This window comes from Actinocorallia herbida, assembly GCF_003751225.1.
Taxonomy (GTDB): Bacteria; Actinomycetota; Actinomycetes; order Streptosporangiales; family Streptosporangiaceae; genus Actinocorallia; species Actinocorallia herbida.
The window spans coordinates 1,031,148-1,050,474 of the sequence record NZ_RJKE01000001.1 but is presented as its reverse complement, the minus strand read 5'-3'; the positions used below and the strand labels follow the sequence as shown (position 1 = coordinate 1,050,474).

The 19,327-nt window shown below is 71.8% G+C and carries 16 protein-coding genes; 7 read left to right on the top strand and 9 right to left on the bottom strand.

The genetic code is table 11. From position 1 onward, the window contains the following. Positions 1-358 precede the first annotated feature (358 nt). Both EDD29_RS05080 and EDD29_RS05075 read right to left on the bottom strand, forming a co-directional pair. Complete coding sequence (locus EDD29_RS05080; protein ID WP_123662768.1) at positions 359-1,261, bottom strand: SDR family oxidoreductase; 903 nt, start codon at positions 1,259-1,261, stop codon at positions 359-361. 45 nt (positions 1,262-1,306) lie between these two features. Beyond that, entirely contained in the window at positions 1,307-2,077 is a 771-nt protein-coding gene (locus EDD29_RS05075; protein ID WP_123662765.1) for an SDR family oxidoreductase, read from the bottom strand. Positions 2,078-2,181: 104 nt separating this feature from the next. Here EDD29_RS05075 and EDD29_RS05070 point away from each other — a divergent pair, with 104 nt between their 5' ends. From EDD29_RS05070 to EDD29_RS05045, 6 genes are all read left to right on the top strand, one after another. Then, a complete protein-coding gene (locus EDD29_RS05070; RefSeq protein ID WP_123662763.1) occupies positions 2,182-2,928 on the top strand; it encodes an enoyl-CoA hydratase family protein in 747 nt (248 codons plus the stop codon). Beyond that, the gene (locus tag EDD29_RS05065; RefSeq protein WP_246052521.1) at positions 2,928-3,779 is read left to right on the top strand and encodes a CoA transferase subunit A; all 852 of its coding nucleotides are present in this window, start codon (positions 2,928-2,930) and stop codon (positions 3,777-3,779) included. The genes EDD29_RS05070 and EDD29_RS05065 overlap by 1 nt, the downstream gene beginning before the upstream one ends. A gap of 17 nt (positions 3,780-3,796) precedes the next feature. Continuing rightward, the gene (locus tag EDD29_RS05060) at positions 3,797-4,537 is read left to right on the top strand and encodes a CoA-transferase subunit beta (RefSeq protein ID WP_123662761.1); all 741 of its coding nucleotides are present in this window, start codon (positions 3,797-3,799) and stop codon (positions 4,535-4,537) included. After that, positions 4,534-5,583, top strand: a complete 1,050-nt coding sequence (locus EDD29_RS05055) for an NAD(P)H-dependent flavin oxidoreductase (RefSeq protein WP_123662759.1) — start codon at positions 4,534-4,536, stop codon at positions 5,581-5,583. The genes EDD29_RS05060 and EDD29_RS05055 overlap by 4 nt, the downstream gene beginning before the upstream one ends. Before the next feature lie 238 nt (positions 5,584-5,821). Beyond that, the gene (locus EDD29_RS05050; RefSeq protein ID WP_246052520.1) at positions 5,822-8,266 is read left to right on the top strand and encodes a lamin tail domain-containing protein; all 2,445 of its coding nucleotides are present in this window, start codon (positions 5,822-5,824) and stop codon (positions 8,264-8,266) included. A 69-nt stretch (positions 8,267-8,335) separates the two neighbouring features. Continuing rightward, positions 8,336-8,725: a VOC family protein gene (locus tag EDD29_RS05045; protein WP_123662757.1), complete on the top strand. Its 390-nt coding sequence runs from the start codon at positions 8,336-8,338 to the stop codon at positions 8,723-8,725. Here the strand turns inward: EDD29_RS05045 and EDD29_RS05040 are convergent, their stop codons facing one another. Together EDD29_RS05040 and EDD29_RS05035 are read right to left on the bottom strand one after the other, a co-directional pair. After that, the gene (locus EDD29_RS05040) at positions 8,726-9,361 is read right to left on the bottom strand and encodes a helix-turn-helix transcriptional regulator (protein WP_342774476.1); all 636 of its coding nucleotides are present in this window, start codon (positions 9,359-9,361) and stop codon (positions 8,726-8,728) included. A 709-nt stretch (positions 9,362-10,070) separates the two neighbouring features. Beyond that, on the bottom strand, positions 10,071-10,760 hold the full coding sequence (locus EDD29_RS05035; RefSeq protein ID WP_123662753.1) for a TetR/AcrR family transcriptional regulator: 690 nt from the start codon (positions 10,758-10,760) through the stop codon (positions 10,071-10,073). Between the two features lie 86 nt (positions 10,761-10,846). Between EDD29_RS05035 and EDD29_RS05030 the strand changes: the two genes are divergently transcribed. Then, positions 10,847-12,046 (top strand): FAD-dependent monooxygenase, encoded by a 1,200-nt coding sequence (locus tag EDD29_RS05030; protein ID WP_211359558.1) that lies wholly within the window; start codon positions 10,847-10,849, stop codon positions 12,044-12,046. Positions 12,047-14,034: 1,988 nt separating this feature from the next. Here the strand turns inward: EDD29_RS05030 and EDD29_RS05025 are convergent. The 5 genes from EDD29_RS05025 to EDD29_RS05005 all read right to left on the bottom strand — a co-directional run bounded on the left by EDD29_RS05025 (position 14,035) and on the right by EDD29_RS05005 (position 19,303). Beyond that, positions 14,035-15,090, bottom strand: a complete 1,056-nt coding sequence (locus EDD29_RS05025; protein ID WP_123662751.1) for a sulfotransferase family protein — start codon at positions 15,088-15,090, stop codon at positions 14,035-14,037. A 106-nt stretch (positions 15,091-15,196) separates the two neighbouring features. Further along, complete coding sequence (locus tag EDD29_RS05020) at positions 15,197-16,192, bottom strand: LacI family DNA-binding transcriptional regulator (protein ID WP_123662749.1); 996 nt, start codon at positions 16,190-16,192, stop codon at positions 15,197-15,199. Then, complete coding sequence (locus EDD29_RS05015; protein ID WP_123662747.1) at positions 16,189-17,568, bottom strand: GH1 family beta-glucosidase; 1,380 nt, start codon at positions 17,566-17,568, stop codon at positions 16,189-16,191. Before EDD29_RS05015 ends, EDD29_RS05020 begins: the two co-directional genes overlap by 4 nt. Then, the gene (locus EDD29_RS05010; RefSeq protein ID WP_246052519.1) at positions 17,568-18,401 is read right to left on the bottom strand and encodes a carbohydrate ABC transporter permease; all 834 of its coding nucleotides are present in this window, start codon (positions 18,399-18,401) and stop codon (positions 17,568-17,570) included. The genes EDD29_RS05015 and EDD29_RS05010 overlap by 1 nt, the downstream gene beginning before the upstream one ends. After that, positions 18,398-19,303 carry a carbohydrate ABC transporter permease gene (locus EDD29_RS05005; protein ID WP_246052518.1) on the bottom strand — a complete coding sequence of 302 codons (906 nt, stop codon included), beginning with the start codon at positions 19,301-19,303 and terminating at the stop codon, positions 18,398-18,400. Before EDD29_RS05005 ends, EDD29_RS05010 begins: the two co-directional genes overlap by 4 nt. Between the last annotated feature and the right edge of the window lie 24 nt (positions 19,304-19,327).

The following is a 19,327-nucleotide window of genomic DNA, read 5'->3' as shown; positions in this document are numbered from 1 at the left end:
GCTGGCCCGGCAGGCCAGGCTGCGGCGCGACGCGGTCGCGCTGTCGACGGTCTCGGGGGTGGCCGAGATCGCCGCGCTCAACGCGGCGCTGGAGCCGCAGCAGGCCAAGCTCGCCCTGTCGGTGGCCGCGGTGACGCGCCGGGTGGAGGCGCTGGAGCGGTACGCCGAGCGCACGCGCGAGGCCGACGCGGCGCTGCGGGCCTGCCGCCGTCTGGAGGACCTCGGCGCGCACGCCCGTGAGTACGACGAACTGCTCGCCGACACCGTGCGCGATGAGCTCGCCGTCCCGACGATCGACAGGCTCACCGCGCAGAGCGACGAGTTGCTGCGCACCCTGCACGCGCGCTTGGAGGAGGCGTCAGCCTGCGCCGTAGACGGCTTCGGGGGCGGCGGCCTCGGCGAGCAGCCCGTCGACGGCGGGGCCGACCTCGGCGGGCACCCAGCGGGCGCCGCGGTCGAGGCGGGGGCCGTGCCGCCAACCGTCGGCGATCCCGATCATGCCCCCCTCGACCTCGAAGACCCGCCCCGAGACGTGCGCTGACGCGGCGCTGCCGAGCCAGACGACGAGCGGCGAGACGTTGCCGGGGTGCATGGCGTCGAAGCCGGAGTCGGGCTTGGCCATCATGTCGACGAACACGTCCTCGGTCATCCGGGTGCGCGCCGCGGGGGCGATGGCGTTGACGGTGACGCCGTAGCGGGCCAGTTCAGAGGCGGCGATCAGGGTCAGGGTGGCGATGCCGCCCTTGGCCGCACCGTAGTTGCCCTGCCCTATCGAGCCGAGGAGTCCGGCGCCGGAGGAGGTGTTGATGACGCGCGCGTCGGGCCGCCGCCCGGCCTTGGCCTCTTCACGCCAGTAGGCGCCGGCGTGCCTGAGCGGAGCGAAGTGACCCTTGAGGTGGACGCGCAAGACGTCGTCCCACTCGGTCTCGCTCATCGACACCAGCATCCGGTCACGGACGAACCCGGCGTTGTTCACCAGGACGTCGAGGCCGCCGAAGGTCTCCACGGCGGTGCGGACGAGTCCTGCGGCGCCGTCCCAGCTCGCGATGTCGTCGCCGTTGGCGACCGCCTCGCCGCCGAGGTCCTTGATCTCGGCCACGACGGACTCGGCGACGTCGCTGGCGCGGCCGCCTCCTTGGAGCGTCGTGCCGAGGTCGTTGACGACGACCTTGGCGCCCTGCCGCGCGAACTCCAGGGCGTGTTCGCGGCCGATCCCGCGTCCGGCCCCGGTGACGATGACGACCCGGCCTTCACAGAGCATGGGCGCTCTCCTCCTGTGCGTTGCCTACTGCGGATGGAACGGGCCTCAGGACCCGGGGTTCTGGACGAGGTACTGCCACGCGGCCTGTTCGCCGCCGCCGTCGAGCGTCAGGGAGGCGCCCGTGACGTGCGGGGCGGAGGCGAGGTAGAGGCAGGCCGCCGCGACGTCGGAAGGGGTGGCGAAGCGTCCGGCGGGGACGGTGGCCTTGATGGCGCGCAGCGTCTCTTCGCCGCCGTAGTGCTCGGCCTGGTCGTCGCCGCTCTCGGCGAGCCCTACGACGACGGTGTTGACGCGCACCTTCGGCGCCCACTCCGCGGCGAGGCACGCGGCCAGGTGGTGCAGCCCCGCCTTGGCCGCCCCGTACGCGGACGTCCCCGGCGACGGCCTCGTCCCGCTGACGCTGCCGACCATGACGATCGCGCCTTCGTCCATCAAGGGGTAGGCGGCCTGCGCGACGTACAGGGGCCCGAGGAGGTTGAGTTCGATGACGCGCTGGAGAAGACGGGGAGGCGCCTCCGCGACGGGTGCGTAGGGTCCGCCTCCGGCGTTGTTCACGACGACGTCCAGGCGCCCGTACTCGGCGCGGATGTCGTCCATCAGCCTTGCGACGTCCTCGGGGTCGCGTACGTCGCACGGAAGGAAGTGCCCGGGGGCGTCCGCGCCTTCGGCCCTCCTGGCGGCTTTGCGGGCGCAGACGACGACGCGGGCCCCGGCGTCGGCGAAGGCCCGCGCGATGCCCGCGCCAAGGCCCCGCGTACCGCCGGTGACCAGCGCGACCCGGCCCGTGTAGTCGTGGACAAGCGTGCCGACGCTCAATGACCCTCCTCATTCGCCGCGTGCTACGGTACCAAGCAAGCGTTAGGTAAAACAGAGTGCCCCGCCCCGGCGCCCTGCCGGTGGCCGAACGCAGAGGGATGTGCATGGGGATCACGCAAACGACGCCCGCGCCCGGGGTGGCCGAGGTCGTCATGGACGCGCCGCCGGTGAACGCGCTGACCGTCAAGGGCTGGTTCGAGCTGGCCGACGCGATCACCGCGGCAGGGCGGGACCCGCAGGTGCGCGCGGTGATCCTGCGCGCCGAAGGCCGCGGCTTCAACGCGGGCGTGGACATCAAGGAGATGCAGCGCACCGAGGGCTTCGAGGCGCTCCTGGGCGCCAACCGGGGCTGCTACGCCGCGTTCGCCGCGGTGTACGACTGCGAGGTGCCGGTCATCGCCGCGGTGCACGGCTTCTGCCTGGGCGGCGGCATCGGACTCGTCGGCAACGCCGACGTCATCGTCGCCTCCGACGACGCCACCTTCGGCCTGCCCGAGGTCAACCAGGGCGCGCTCGGCGCCGCCACCCACCTGGCCCGGCTGGTGCCGCAGCACCTCATGCGGGCGATGGTCTACACGGCCCGCACCGCGACAGCCCAGCAGTTGCACGCCTTCGGCTCGGTGCACACCGTCGTGCCGCGCGCGGCGCTGCGCGAGGCCGCGCTGGAGGTCGCCGGGCAGATCGCCGAGAAGGACCCGTTCGTCATCCGGCGGGCCAAGGAGTCGCTGAACGGCATCGACCCGGTGGACGTCAAGCGGTCCTACCGGTTCGAGCAGGGCTTCACCTACGAACTGAACCTCTCCGGCGCGGGCGACCAGCACCGCGACGCCTTCGTCTCCCGGGAGCGCTGATGGGACGGCAGATGACGATCGAGGAGATCGTCGGCTCGGTGGAGAGCGGGATGACGCTCGGCATCGGCGGCTGGGGCTCGCGCCGCAAGCCGATGGCCCTGGTCCGCGCTCTGTGCAACTCGCCCGTGCGCGACCTTACGGTCGTCTCCTACGGCGGCGCGGACGTCGGCCTCCTTTGCGCGGCAGGGAAGATCCGCAAACTGGTGGCGCCCTTCGTCACGCTGGACTCGGTCGCGCTGGAGCCGCATTTCCGGCAGGCCAGGCAGAACGGCTCCATCGAGTTCGAGGAGTACGACGAGGGCATGTTCATGTTCGGCCTCTACGCGGCCGCGCACGGACTGCCCTTCCTGCCCACCCCCGCGGGCCTCGGCTCCGACGTACTGGCGACGAACCCTCGGCTCAAGACCGTGGCCGACCCCTACGGCGGCGAAGAGCTCATCGCCGTCCCGGCGCTCAAGATGGACGTCTCCTTCGTCCACCTCCAGCGCGCCGACGCCCGGGGCAACGCCCTGTACCTCGGCGGCGACCCCTACTTCGACGACCTGTACGCCAAGGCCGCCGACCGCTCGTTCGTGAGCTGCGAACGCCTCGTGGACACCGCCGACCTCCTCAAGGAGGGGCCCGTCCAGGCGCTCCTGGTCAGCCGGGCGCAGGTCGAGGGCGTCGTGGAGACCCCGAACGGGTCGCACTTCACCACCGGCGACGACGACCGCCGCGACGAGGCGTTCCAGCGCCACTACGTCGAGGCGGCAGGGTCGCCGGAGTCGTGGGCGGCGTTCCGCGCCCGCTTCCTCGACGGCGACGAGGCCGCCTACCAGGCCGCCGTCCGCGCCTGGCGCGAAGAGCAGTGACCGGAGAGGAGAGGGCGATGGGCGAGGTACTCACGGCGACGCGCGCCGAGGTCTGCGCGGCCGCGTGCGCCGACATGTTCCGCGGCGACGGCGAGATCGTGGCGGCCGCCGTGGCCGGCATGACCCCGGCGCTCGGCGCGCGGCTGGCGCGGGCCACGTTCGAACCGGGCCTGCTCACCACCGACGGCGGCCCCTACCTGACGGCCGAGCCGGTGCCGCTGGGCGCGCCCGCGGGCGACGTCGAAGGCTGGCTGCCGTTCCGCGAGCACCTGTGGCTGGTGCTGAACGGGCGGCGGCACGTGTGGCTCGGCCCGTCCCAGATGGACCGCTTCGGCAACTGCAACATCAGCCACATCGGCCCTTCCGACCGGCCGAAGTCCCAGCTCCTGGGCTCGCGCGGCGCGCCGGGCAACACCCGGCTGAACCCGACGAGCTTCTGGGTGCCGCGCCACTCCACCCGGGTGTTCGTGGACAAGGTGGACTATGTCTCCGGTGTCGGGAACGACCGGGGCGCGTTCCAGCTCCGCGGCGTCGTCACCAACCTCGCGGTCCTCGACTTCCGCGCCCCCGACGGGTCGCTGCGGCTGCGCTCGGTCCACCCGGGCGTCACCGTCGACGACGTGGTCGCGGCCACCGGCTTCGCGCTGACCGTCCCCGACGAGGTCCCCGAGACCCGCCTCCCGACGGGCGAGGAACTCCGCCTCATGCGCGAGGTCCTCGACCCCAAGGGCATCCGGGAGCGGGAGGTGCGCGCATGAAGACCGCGCTGACGGAGCTGACCGGCATCCGGTACCCGATCGTGCAGACCGGCATGGGGTACGTCGCCGGAGCGCGCTTGGCCGCGGCCACCTCTGCGGCCGGAGGGCTCGGCATCATCGCCGCCTCCACCCTGACGCTGGAGGAGACCGCCAAGGCGATCCACTCGGTCAAGGAGCGCACGGACGCGCCGTTCGGCGTGAACATCCGCTCCGACGCCGACGACGCGGCCGACCGGGTCGCGCTGATGATCGCCGAAGGGGTGAAGGTCGCCTCCTTCGCCCTCGCCCCCTCCCAGAAGCTCATCGGGACGCTCAAGGACGCGGGCGTCGTCGTCATCCCCTCGATCGGGGCTCGGCGGCACGCGGAGAAGGTCGCCGCGTGGGGCGCCGACGCGGTCATCGTGCAGGGCGGCGAGGGCGGCGGCCACACCGGGCCCGTCCCCACCACCGTGCTGCTGCCCGACGTCGTCGACGCGGTGGACATCCCCGTCATCGCGGCGGGCGGCTTCTTCGACGGGCGGGGCCTCATCGCCGCCCTGTCGTACGGCGCGGCCGGGGTCGCGATGGGCACAAGGTTCCTGCTCACCTCCGACTCGCCCGTCGCGCAGGACGTCAAGGACGTCTACCTCGGCAAGGGCGTGCGCGACACGGTCGTCACCACCCGGGTCGACGGAATGCCGCACCGGGTGCTCAGCTCCGATCTCGTCGCCCGGCTGGAGTCGGCGGGGCCCGTCACCGGGCTGGTCCGCGCGGTCGCCAACGCGGCGCGGTTCAAGCGGCTGTCCGGGCTCTCGTGGGCGGCGATGATCCGCGAGGGACAGCGGATGAAGCACGGGCGGGAGCTGACCTGGGCGCAGGTGCTCATGGCCGCGAACACCCCGATGCTGCTCAAGGCGGCGATGGTCGACGGGCGCGCGGACCTCGGCGTCATGGCGTCCGGCCAGGTCGTCGGGCTCATCGACGACCTGCCGTCGTGCGCGGAGCTCATCGACCGGGTGATGAAGGAGGCCGAGGACGTTCTCGGCAGGCTGCCCGAACAGCCCTAGGTCGCGCTGGACCGGAAGTTCGGAGAACAGTACGGTGCCGCTCTTCGAACTTCCGGTCATCTCCGGATGAATTCCCGTGGCCGCCTGCACAGGCGACGGTGCGTGTTGTGGAAACCTCCTAACGAGCGATCACTCGCGTCAGGTATCTCGGGCGAATAGCCACTGTTCCCCACGGCTCGGGCGAAGCATCCTGGCGCGGGAGATCTCCCCCGCCTCCGATGCCTCTCAAGGAGATTCCGTGGCAACCCCTCACGCGACGCCCCGCAGGACGTCCCGGTTCGGCTGGCTGCTCGCGACCGCGAGCCTGCCCGTCGCCCTGGCGGTCGCGCCGCCCGCGCACGCCGCCTCCGCCGACCTGGTCATCGCCGAGGTGTACGGCGGTGGCGGCAACTCCGGCTCGGTGCTGAAGAGCGACTTCGTCGAACTCGCCAACGCCGGGACCGCGCCCTTCGACCTCACCGGCTACAGCGTCCAGTACGCGCCCGCCAGCCCCGGCGCGAGCACCCAGTGGCAGGTCACGCCGCTGAGCGGGACCGTCGCGCCCGGCAAGCGCTTCCTGGTCAAGGAGGCCGATGGCGGTTCGGCGACCGCCGTGGCGCTGCCCGCGCCCGATGTGACCGGGACCATCCCGATGGCCGCGGGCAGCGGCGTCGTCGCGCTGGTCGCGGGCACCACGCCGCTCGCCTGCAAGACCCTCGCCGACTGCGCCGCCGACGGCTCCATCAAGGACCTCGTCGGTTACGGCACGGCAGTCATACGTGAAACGTCGGCGGCGGGCACGCTCGCGAACAACTCCTCGGCGGGCCGCAAGGAGGGCCTGGCCGACACCGACGACAACTCCGCCGACTTCGCGGTGCAGCTGCCCAACCCGACCAACGCCGCGGGCACCATGCTCCAGGTGACGCCCGGCGGCGGCACCGAGGAGCCCCCCACCGAGCCGGGCGACAAGCGCATCCACGACGTGCAGGGCGCCGGGCGCGTCTCACCGGCCAAGGACCAGAAGGTCACGGGCGTGCCCGGCGTCGTCACCGCCGTCACCTCCGACGGGTTCTGGATCCAGGACACCGAGCCCGACGACGACGCCGCGACCAGCGAGGGCCTCTTCGTCTACACCGGGAACTTCGCGCCCGCGGTCGCGGTCGGCGACGCCGTCCTGGTGACCGGCGTGGTCAAGGAGTACTACCCGACCACCTCCGCCAACCAGACGCTCACCGAGCTGACCCTCCCCGTCTACACGAAGGTCTCCTCCGGCAACCCCGTGCCCGCGGCCGTGCCCGTCGCCATGCCGGAGAAGTACACGGTCGACGGCTACCTCGACGACCTGGCCGTCGACCCCTCGGCGACCGCCCTGGACTGGCTCGAGGCCCACGAGGGCATGGTCGTGTCCGTCACCGACGTGCGCGCCGTCTCGGCCACCGCCTACGGCGAGATCTGGGTGCAGACCCGCGCCCGCCAGAACCGCACCAAGCGCGGCGGCACCGTCTACACCGGGTACGACGACCCCAACAGCGGCCGCATCCAGCTCCACGCGCTGGGCACCGCCCCCACCGTCGACGTAGGGGACACCCTCAAGGGCACCTCCTCCGGGCCGCTGCACTACCAGAACTACGGCGGGTACTCCATCTACGCGTCGGCCTTCGGCACCGAGCAGGACGGCGGCATCCAGCGCCAGGTCGTCGCGCCGCTCCCGGCGAACAGCAGGACCGTCGGCATCGCCACCTACAACGTGGAGAACCTCGCGGCGGGCGACGGCGCCGCCAAGTTCGCTCAGCTCGCCGAGGGCATCGTGCACAACCTCGGCTCGCCCGACATCGTGGCCCTGGAGGAGATCCAGGACAACACCGGCACCACGGGCGGAACCGACGACCCTACCGTGGCCGCCGACCAGACCCTGGCGAAGTTCACCGCGGCCATCCAGGCGGCGGGCGGACCCGCCTACGAGTGGCGCCAGATCGACCCGGTCGCGCACGAGGACGGCGGCGCCCCCGGCGGCAACATCCGCCAGGTGTTCCTGTTCAACCCCGCGCGCGGCGTGGAGTTCGTCGACCGGGCCGGAGGCGACTCCACCACGGCCGTCCAAGTCGTCGACGGCAAGGGCGACAAGGTCTCCCTCTCCGCCTCTCCCGGCCGGATCAACCCCGGCAGCGCCGCCTGGACCGACAGCCGCAAGCCGCTCGCCGGAGAGTTCTCCTTCCGCGGAAGGCAGCTCTTCGTCATCGCCAACCACTTCAACAGCAAGGGCGGCGACCAGCCCCTGCACGGCCGCACCCAGCCGCCCGTGCGCTCCTCGGAGACCCAGCGGCTCCAGCAGGCCGCCGAGGTCAACGCCTTCGTCGACGACCTGGACCGGCTGAGCAAGGGCAAGGCCGAGGTCGTCGTCCTGGGCGACATCAACGACTACCAGTTCTCGCCCGCCCTGAAGACGCTCACCGGCAACGGCAGGGCGCTGAAGCCGCTGATCGAGACCCTGCGGCCGAGCGAGCGCTACAGCTACATCTACGACGGCAACTCCCAGGTGCTCGACCACATCCTGCTGAGCCCGTCGATCCGCAGCTTCGGCTACGGCGTCGTGCACATCAACGTCGAGTTCGCCGAGAAGGCCAGCGACCACGACCCCCAGCTCGTCCGCATCCCCCAGGGCGGCAGGCCCGGCAACAACGGACTGCCGTACCTGGTGAAGTAGGCGCGGGTGCGGCCGGGACGTCCGATTCGTTCAAGACAGGCGTCCCGGCCGCGTCGTAGCGTTGCGTGCATGAAAGCTCATCTGGATCTGATCGGCCTCGTCGTCGCCGACATGGCGGCGTCGCTGGCCTTCTACCGTCGGCTCGGCCTCGACCTTCCGGACGGGGCCGAGTCCTCACCGCACGTCGAGGCGGTCCTGCCGGGCGGGCTGCGGCTCGCCTGGGACACCGTGGAGACGATCAGAAGCTTCGACCCGCGGTGGACGGCCCCGCGGGGCTCGTCGCGGGTGAGCCTCGCGTTCGCCTTCGACTCGCCCGCCGAGGTGGACGCCGCCTACGGCCGGCTCAACGAAGCCGGCTACCACGGCAAGGAGCCTTGGGACGCCCCATGGGGCCAGCGCTACGCCATCGTCCACGACCCCGACGGCAACGGCGTCGACCTCTTCAGCCCGCTTCCGTGATCACCGCGCCGGGCGGTACGCCGACGGCGGCAGCCCCGTCATCGCCTTGACCTCGCGCCCGAGGTGCGCCTGGTCGGCGTAACCGCCCCGCACGGCGGCCTCGGCGGGCGCCACGCCCTCCCGCAGGAGGTCCAGCGCCCCGCTGAGCCGCCTGACCCGCATCAGCGTCTTCACCCCGTACCCGAACGACGCAAGGGCCCGACGGTGCAACTGACGCTCGCTGAGCCCCACCCGCCCCGCGAGCCCCGCCACCGACCCCACCGGCCCCGCGAACAACTCGGCCGCCAGCGGATCAGGCCCCGCCTCCCCCATCCGCCGCGCGGCGAGCGAGGCGAGCACCGCCCCGGGCGCGGACGCCTCCGCCAGCCGCTCGGCGAGCCGCTCCGCCTCCGCACCGCCCCACAGATCGGCGAGCGGCACAAGACGATCGACCAGCTCCACGGCCGGAACCCCGAGCACCACAGGCCCCATCCCATGCGTGAACCGCAGCCCCAAGACCACCCCACCCCCACCGGAGACCACCCGAAACCCCGTATCCGGCCCCGCGACGACCACCTCACCCCCCGCCCACACCAGATCAAGACACCCGTCCGGCAACACCCGATGGGGCCCGGGCGACCCGTTCTCCCAGACCACTCCCCCACGCACCACCCGCTCCCGAAACACCCTCCCAGTATCCCCGAACCCCTCCGAACACCCCGGCCCCGACACCCCGCCGCCCGTCCCCACCCGCGCCGCCGCACCCCGAAGACACCGCCACCGAACCGACCCCACCAGCACCCTGACCAGGACCCCCGCCCCGCGAAACCACCCGAGACACGACCGCCAAGCCGACCCCGGCCTTCACCCGACCGGGCTCTCCCGGCCAGGGCACCGACGCGCGGAGCCGCGCACCGGGGACGCGGCCGCCGATCCGCCCCCTCACCACCCGGCCAAGGCGCCGACAGGCGGAAACCGGCCTCGGGGCGCACCGTCCGAGCCGACCCCACCCGCACCCGGCTCACACGCGCGCACCCCCAGAACACGCCCACCTGGGCGGCCCCCGCGCGTCTCCGGCCCAAGCCCCCACCCGCAACGCCACACCGACCCCGTCCTCACCCGGTCGGGTCGCGACGCGCGGAAGCACCGCGGAACGGCCGCTCAGCCGACCCGCACCCCACCCGACCAGGTCGCGACCACCCGGAAAAACCACAGCGCACAACCGACCCGCGCTCACTCGATCAGGTCGCGACCACGCGAAAGCGCCGCAGGGCACGTCCGCCCGGCCGGGCTGCGCGCATGGGCGACCAGGGCACCGACGCGGAATCGCAGGCCGGAGGTGATACGGGACTTGGCCCGGGGTCAGTCAGCCGGAGGTGATGCGGGAGGCGACGCCGTCGAGGATGCAGCGTAGGCCGAAGTCCAGGGCCTGGTCCTGGCCGCCGGAGACGGCGAGGGCCTTGGTGAGGGCGGGGTAGCGGTCCGCACGGTCGGCCAGCAGGGTGCTGATCGTCGCGGCGAGTTCGCGTTCGACGGCGCCGGTCGGGGCGGCGGCGCCCTGCTGGGCGACCATCCGGACGTGGCCGGTGAGGGTCGCCGCCACGTCGAGCATCTGTGGGCCGGGCAGGCCGGTGCCCGTGAGGGCCGCGGTGGCCTGCTCCATCCAGTCGAGTTCGTTGGGGCCGATCGCGCGCGGCCCCACGGTCGCCTCCAGGGTCCATGGGTGGGCGGAGAACCGCGTGTACATGTGCCGGGCCCAGGTGTCGAGCCGATCCCGCCAGCCCCCCGATGGGAGGGGTGGGGGCGCGCCGAGCGCCTGGTCGGTCATCAGCGCGACGAGTTCGACCTTGCCCGGAACGTACCGGTACAGCGCCATCTTGGTGACGCCGACCTGTTCCGCGACCCGCTGCATGGTCACCGCCGCGAGCCCGCCCGCGTCGGCGAGGCCGATGCCCGCCTCGGTGATCGTGTCGAGCCGCAACGTCGGCTTGGGCCCCCGGCTCGGCGGGGTGCGCCGCTCCCAGAGCAGGGCGTTCGCCGTCAGATCGGCGGCCATCTCGATACCTCCTTGCGCTCGGCGGCAAACTGTGTCTATGGTACACCGTGTCCGACGGACACAGTTTCCCCGAGGAGGAACCGAGAATGAGCGAACTGAGCGGCCTGCGGATCCTGATCTCCGGCGCGAGCGTCGCCGGCCCCGCCGCGGCCTACTGGCTGAACCGCTACGGCTGCGCCGTGACCGTCGTGGAGCGGGCGCCCTCCATCCGCCCCGGCGGCCAGGCGATCGACGTGCGCGGCCCCGCGCTGGACGTCGCCGCGCGGATGGGCGTGCTGGAGAGGTTGCGCGCCAAGGCCGTCGGAATGCGCGGCATGTCCGTGGTCGACGCGGACGGCGCCGAGCTGTACCGCAGCACCGAGCGCACGGTGAGCGGCGGCGATCTCAGCAGCCCCGACCTCGAGATCCTCCGCGACGACCTGGCCCTGGCGCTCGTCGAGGCGGGCGGCGCAGAGATCGAGTACCTCTTCGACGACTCGATCGCCGCCCTGGATCAGGACGCCGACGAGGTCCGGGTCACCTTCGACAGCGGGCTGCGGCGCCCCTTCGACCTCGTGGTCGGCGCCGACGGGCTGCACTCCAACGTCCGCCGCCTGTCCTTCGGCCCGACCGAGCGGTTCCTCCGCGACCTGGGCACCTGCACCGCGGTCTGCACGGTCCCGAACTTCCTCGGCCTCGACCACTGGCAGGTCATGCACCAGCTGCCCGGCGGCGGTCTGGGCGGCGCGATGGTGATGAGCGCCCGCGACAACACCGAGGCGCGGGTCTACCTGATGTTCGACCCAGAGACGCCGCTCTCCTACGACCACCGCGACGTCCCGGCGCAGAAGGAGCTGGTGGCCCGCGCGCTGGCCGGGGGCGGCTGGCATCTGCCACGGCTGCTGGAGCTGATGCGGGAAGCGCCCGACTTCCACTTCGACGCAGCGGCCCAGATCCACCTGGACTCCTGGTCCCGCGGCCGGGTCGTGCTGCTGGGCGACGCGGCGTACTGCGGCTCGCCTCTGTCCGGGCAGGGCACCACCATGGCCATGGTCGGCGCCTATGTCCTGGCCGGAGAGCTCAAGGCCGCCGCGGGCGATCACACCGCGGCCTTCGCCGCCTACGAGGACGACCTCCGCGACTATGTCACGGCCAACCAGGAGATGGCCGTATGGAACATGGCAGCGCGCCGCGCCCAGATCGCCGACGAGGCCTCCGGTTCCGCCGAGGCCGCCGACACCCGCGCCGCCGCCGACATCGAATCCTTCGCCAAGATCGTCTCCTCCTACCAGCTCCGCCCCTACTGACCAGGTGGTGCGCACCAGAACGGAATGCCGAACACGGCGGCCCGCCGCCCCCGGCTCGCCAACGAGGCCTACGGGGTGACGGACTCCGCCGACCCGGAGCCCTTCGCCAAGATCACCTCCTCCCGCACGGTGCGCTCCCGCCGGTCAGGCACCGCCCACCAGAAAGGAAATCCACGACCATGCCGAAGCCCCGGCCTCCGACCGGCACAAGCCCGCCGCCCCCGCGCGCCGCGAACCGACGTGCCCCCTACGATCACCGCGGTCACGGCGACGAAGGACCGGCCCCGGCGTCAGCTTCCGCCCGCGCAGACGCCAGCCCCCCGACCAGCGCGCGAGCGCCGCCTCCGCACCGCAGACGGGTGCGCCCGGCTCGATCACCTCGATCAGATCCCGCCCCCCGACCGGCGCGCCCCGCGAACGGGTGCGCCTGGCTCGAACCCCGGGTTCGGGCCCGGATTCCGCAGGTGCGCGACCCCGCCACACGCTGCGGGCGGGTGCGCCCGGCTTGCACCCGTGGCCGAAGCCCGGATTCCGGCAGGTGCGCAACCCGCCTCCGCACCGCAGAAGGGTGTGCCCGGCTTGCACCCCGTGGCCAGAACCCGAGTTCCGGCAGGCGCGCGAGCCCCGTGGTCGCCCTGCGGACGGATGGGGTCGGCTCGATCGGGGTCCAGGTTCCGGACCGACGACGACCACGGGTCGCCGAACCTCGGAAGGGGCGAGGCTCAGTCGTCAGGTGGAGGCGGCAGGCAGACCGGAGGTCCTTACCGGCTCGCACCCGGTGTCTCTGCGCCGCGGGCGGGTGCGCCTGGCTCTAACCCCGTGGCGGGGGCCGGGCTCCGGCAGGTACGCGAGCGCCGTGTTCGTGCCGTGGTCGCGCGGGCGGGGCTGCCGCGACCACCTCGGTGGGGTGCGGTTTCGGGCCGGTGACGTCGAGGGGACACCGGTCCGCGAAAGGGGCCGGGCTCGGTCGTCCGGATCGAGGCGGGAGGAGGGAGGCGGGCACGCGGATCCTACCGGCTCTCAGCAGCTGCCTCTGCGCCGCGGACGGGTGCGACTGCCGCGAACACCGCGGTCGGGACCGCGCCTTGACCGGAACGCGGGCACCGTGTTCGCACCGCAGGCGGGTACGACCGAGCGGCACGAGCGGCATCCGGAACCCGGACGGGGCGTAGGCATCGCGTTCGCACCACGCGGGTACGACTGACGCGAGCGGAGCGAGCGGCACCCGGAACCGGACGGGGCGCAGGCGCCGTGTTCGCACCACGGGCGGGTGCCCGTGAGCGGCACCGGGACTCGGACGGGCACCGGGCATCGTGTTCGCACCATGGACGGGTACGACTGGCACGAGTGTCGCGAGCGGCACCTGCGACCGAGGCGGGGCGCAGACGCTGTGTTCGCGCTGTGAACGGGTGCGGCCGGCACGAGCGACACCCGGCCCCGGACGGGCGCGGGCATCGCGTTGGCGCTGCGGGCGAGTGTGACCGGGGCAGGGGGCGGGGCGGGCGCGGGCATCGTGTTGGCGCTGCGGACGAGTGCGGCCAGCGCGAGTGGGACCGGGATCCGAACGGGCGCGGGCATCGTGTTCGCACCACGGGCGGGTGCGGCCGGCACGAGCGACACCTGAGGCCCGGATGGGGCGCGGGCATCGCGTTGACGCTACGGACGAGTGCGGCCAGCGCGAGTGGGACCGGGATCCGAACGGGCGCGGGCATCGTGTTGGCGCTGCGGGCGGGTGCGGCCGGGGCGAGGGGCGGGGGCGGGGAGCTGCGTCGGATTCCGCTCGCGGTGAGGCCCGGACCCGGGCGGGGCGTGGGTGCTGCCTTCGCGCTGTGGGTGGGGCCGGCTGGGGCGATCAGCGCGGTGGCGGGGTGGGTTTCGGCCGACGTGCGAGCGCTGTGGTCGTGATGGGGGTGGGATGGTCGGGGCGGGGCGGGGTGGACCGGCGACGGGGTGGTGGTCGCCGGTCCGGGAAGAGAGCAAGGGGTTGGTCAGTCGTCCAGGTGGAGGCGGGAGGCAGCGGGGTGGCGGTAGGTGAACTTGCGCTTGAGTTCCACGGCCTGGCGCTTGCGGATCTCGCCGGTGCGGCGGCTGCGGATCTTGCGGAGTTTGCGGAGCTTCTCGGCGTCCGGGGCGGCGCCGACGGGGGCGGCGGGCTCGTAGCCGTGCCGGGCCATGATCGGGCCCGCGACATGGTCGATGAACGCCAGGTCCTCGGCGGTCAGCTCCTTCTCCCAGGTGCGCATCGCGTCGGTGTTGACCGGCTTGGCGACCTCGGTGAAGGGGGTTCCGGTGGGGATGTCCTTCGCCTCGTGGTGGTGCAGCATCGCCTCGACGCCCGCGGGGTCGAGTCCGAGGAAGGCGACGAGCTGGGCGACGACGGCCTCGGGGGACGTCACCAGGTCCTCGTAGTAGACGTTCATGAACTGGTCGGGGCCGAGGCGGCGGCGCCAGGTGTCGCCGGACTCGATCGAGCGCGTCCACATCTCGGTGGCGGACGGGAGGCCGCCCCAGCTCCAGCCGATCCGCTTCATCGAGGAGATCGCGCCGCGCGGGTCACGGATGATGTTGACGAACTGGGCGTTGGGGAAGAGCCCGAAGACCGCGTTCATGTTGGTGATGTACGACGGGCGCTTGTCGCCCCAGCGCGGCTTGTCCTGCTTGGCGGCGGACGCGGCGAAGGCGGCGGCCATGAGGGAGCCGATGGTCGGCGGAGCGGCGGCGAGCGCGTCCGACAGCTCGTCCTCGGTCAGCGCGAGCCTGGGATAGCGGGTCTTGGGGGTCTCCACGATCCAGCGGGCGACCGCGCGGCGCTCGGCCTCCTCGGTCAGGTCGCCGAACGCGTCACGGCGACGCCAGGCCGGCACCACGAAGTAGGTCTCGTGCGGGATGGCCAGCTCGGGGTGGCTGTTCAGCATGCTGCGCAACAGGGTGGTCCCGGACCGCGGGCATCCCCCGACGAAAACGGGCCGCCGCGGCTCACTCACATGTCCGGACACATGAGCTTGACCGAAGGTTGCACGAGAGGCGGAGGATTCTTGGAACATGCCACGCGAGGATAGGCGCAAACTCCCGCAAACCCAAGAAGAACGCAATGAAGTTTTACTAAAAGGTAAAACCGCTATGTCAAGTGGGAAATACCGGTAAACCCGCTCAGCTGGACTCCCGTACCACCAGGTAGGTGTCGAGTATCACCGCGGATGTCGGGATCTCCCGGCCCTGGATCCGGGCCAGCAGCAGTTCCGCCATCGCCCGGCCCATCTCCTCCACCGGTTGGTGCACCGATGTGAGCGGAGGCACCGTCGACCGGGCCGAGGCCGAGTCGTCGAACCCGACGACCGCCACGTCCTCGGGCACCGAGCGGCCCGCCCTGCGCAGCTCCCGCATCGCGCCGATCGCCATCGGATCCGAGGCCGCGTACACCGCGTCGAGGTCCGGGACCCGCGCCAGCAGGTCCAGCATGGCGGCCGCGCCGCTCTCCTCGGAGAAGTCCCCGTAGGCGACATGGCCCTCGCCCCGGACCGTCTCGCGGTAGCCCGTCAGACGGTCCACGCCCACCCCCATGTCCTGGGGGCCGGCGATGGTGACGATCCGGGACCTGCCCCGGCCGAGGAGGTGCTCCACGGCGAGGCGGGCCCCGCCCACGTTGTCGGCGTCCACATAGGCCACGGGGGTCTCCCCCGGAGCCGTGCCCGCCCTGACCGTCGGCAGGCCCCGCTCCTCCAGATGCCTGGGCAGCGGGTCGTCGCCGTGCAGCGACAGCAGCAGCGCGCCGTCGACGTGCTGGCCCGTCAGATAGCGGGTCAGCCGCTCGCGGTCGGCCTCGGACTGCGACATCGCCAGCAGGAGCTGGAACTCGGTCTCGGCGAGGCCGCCGCTGATCCCCCGGATGATCCCGGCGAAGAACGGCTCCCCCCAGATCCGCTCCTCCGACTCCGACACCACGAGGGCGACGGTGTCGGTCCGACGGGTGACGAGGGTCCTGGCGGCCGGGTTGGGCACATAGCCCAGTTCCTCGATCGCCTTGAGGACCGCCTCACGCGCCTGCGGACTGACCTTGGGAGAGCCGTTGACGACCCTGGAGACGGTGCCGCGCCCGACACCGGCCCGCGCGGCGACCGCCTCCAGAGTGGGACGCTGGTTGTTCACGACAGACCATTGTGCCGGGCCACCCGGCCGTACCAGTGCGCGCTCGACTTCGGGATGCGGACCTGGGTCTCGTAGTCCACGTAGACCAGACCGAACCTCTTGCCGTAACCCCAGCCCCACTCGAAGTTGTCCAGGAAGGACCACGCGAAGTAGCCCTTCAGCGGGACGCCGTCGGCGATGGCGTCGTGGCACGCCGCGAGGTGCGCCTCGATGTAGTCGAGCCGTTCCTGGTCGTCCACCCCGCCGTCTGCGACGGTGTCGACGTAGGCGGCGCCGTTCTCGGTGATGTAGAGCGGCACCGACGGGTACTCCTTGGCGACCCGGGTGAGGATCTCGTGCAGACCCCCCGGGTCCACCTCCCAGCCCATGTCGGTCACCGGACGGCCCGCGTTGACGAACGCGACGCTCTCCGCGCCCGGCCACGGAGAGGCCGAGGCGAACGGGGACGTGGCCACCATGCCCGCGGCGTCGGGGTCGGCCGAGACGGTGTGCCGCGAGTAGTAGTTGATCCCGAGGAAATCGACCTTGCCCCCGATGAGGTCGAGGTCTCCGGGCTGCACCACGTCCGCGAAGCCGAACGGCTCGAGGTCCGCGACCACGTCCTCCGGGTAGGACCCGCGCAGGAGCGCGTCCAGGAAGAAGCGGTTCTGGAGGCCGTCGATCCGGCGGGCCGCGTCGAGGTCGGCCTCGGAGTCCGAGACCGGCGTCACCGCGTAGAGGTTCGGCGCGGCGCCGACAAGGCAGTCGTTCGCCTTGAGCAGCGGCGCGGCGAGCCCGTGCGCGAGCAGCAGGTGGTGCGCCGCCCGCACGGCCTGCGCCGAGGAGCGCAGGCCCGGGGCGTGGTCGCCCGAGCCGTAGCCCAGGAAGGCCGCGCACCACGGCTCGTTGACCGTCATCCAGTGCTTCACCCGGTCCGACAGCGCCTCGTGCGCGACCTGCGCGTACTCGGCGAACCGGTAGGCGGTGTCGCGCTCGGGCCAGCCGCCCGCGTCCTGGAGCTCCTGAGGCAGGTCCCAGTGGTAGAGCGTGGCGTACGGCGTGATGCCCTGCTCCAGCAGTTCGTCCACGAGCCTCTTGTAGAAGTCGAGGCCCGCGCCGTTCACCCCGCGGCCGCCGGGCTGGATCCGCGGCCACGACAGGGAGAAGCGGTAGGCGTTCAGCCCGAGCGACCCCATGAGGGCCACGTCTTCGGCGTAGCGGGCGTAATGGTCGACCGCGACGTCGCCGTTCTCCCCGTTCAGGACCTTGCCGGGCGTGTGCGCGAACGTGTCCCAGATGGAGGCGCCGCGGCCGTCGGCCGTCACGGAGCCCTCGATCTGGTACGAGGCGGTGGCCGCGCCCCAGGCGAAACCTTCAGGGAACCCCCGAGTAGCCATTACTTGACGGCCCCTTCCATGATGCCGCCGACGATCTGGCGGCCGAACAGAATGAAGATGACGATCAGCGGCAGCGTCGCCAGGGCGGTGCCGGTGAACACCAGCGTGTAGTCCTGGAAGTGCGCGCCGTTCAGGTTGGACAGGGACAGCTGGACCGTCGGGTTCGACTGGGTGAGCACGGCCATCGGCCAGATGAACTCGTTCCAGGTCTGCATGAAGGTGAGCAGGCCGAGGACCGCGATGGCCGGGCGCAGCGCCGGGAGCACGATGCTCCAGTAGATCCGCAGGGTCGAGCAGCCATCGACGCGCGCGGCCTCGATCAGCTCGTCCGGGATCGCCTGCTCGGCGTACTGCCGCATGAAGAAGACACCGAACGCGTTGACCAGGAACGGCAGGATGACGGCCTGCAACTGGTCGGTCCAGCCGAGCTTCACCATCATGATGTAGAGCGGGATGATGCCCATCTGCTGGAGCGGCACCGCCATCGTCAGCAGGACGGTGACGAGCAGCCCGTCGCGGCCCTTGAACCGCAGCTTCGCGAAGGCGAACCCGGCGAGGCTGCTGAGCACGACCACCGACACCGTCACCGTGGTGGCGATGATCGCGGAGTTGGTGAGGCCGAGGACGAAGTTGGCGTCCCGCATGTCCCACAGGCGCTCGAGGTTCTCGCCCAGGTTGCCGCCCGGCAGCAGCGGCGGCGGCACCTGGCCGACGACGTCGTTGCCGCGGGTGGCGATGATGAACATCCAGTAGATCGGGAACGCCGACAGGATCAGCGCGAAGCCGAGCGCGATCCGCGTGAGCACCGTCGCCTTGGGGAGGTTGTCTTTCACTTGGTGCCCCCGATCCGGCGGGTGAACAGGAAGCTGACGAGCGAGACCAGGACGATGAGGAGGAACAGCATCCAGGCCACCGCCGACGCGTAGCCGTACTCGCGCTCCCGGAACGCCATCTCGTACATGTACATGGCGATCGTCTGGAACTGGCCGAGCGAGCCGCCGCCGACGTCGCCCTGCGCGAACATGACGGGCTCGGTGAACAGCGACAGTCCGCCGATCGTCGAGGTGAGCGTCGTGAAGATGATCGCGGGCTTGAGCATCGGGATCGTGATCTGCCAGAACTGCCGGCGCGAGGAGGCGCCGTCGATCGACGCGGCCTCATAGAGGTCGCGCGGGATGGCCTGCATCGCGGCGAGGTAGATCAGCGCGTTGTAGCCGGCCCAGCGCCAGTCGACCATCACCGAGATGGCGGTCCACGACGTCAGCTTCTCGGCTTTCCAGTCGAGGCCGTCCGTGCCGAGCAGCCAGTTGAAGGCGCCGTAGTCACGGGCGAAGAGCTGGCCGAAGACCACCGCCACGGCGACGATCGAGGTCACCATCGGCACGAGGACGCCGAGCCGGAACAGCAGCCGGAACCGCATCCTCTTGTTCAGCGCGTTGGCCAGCATCAGGGCCAGCAGCAGCTGCGGGACGGTCGCCATGACGAACATGCCGAGCGTATTGACGACCGAGTTCCAGAAGTCCGGGTCTAGGACGAGATCCGTGTAGTTCTGAAGTCCGATCCACTCCCGGTCTCCGGCGAGCTCCCAGTCGTGCAGGGACACCCAGACGGTGAAGCCGAGCGGGAAGAGACCGAAGATGGCGAAGAGAATGAAGTACGGGGAGACCAGGAAATACGGTGCGGCCTTGAGGTCGAACCAGGTGGCGGCCCGGGCTAGGGGCCGGTTCTGCTTCATCGGGATGCCTTTCGCGGACATGAG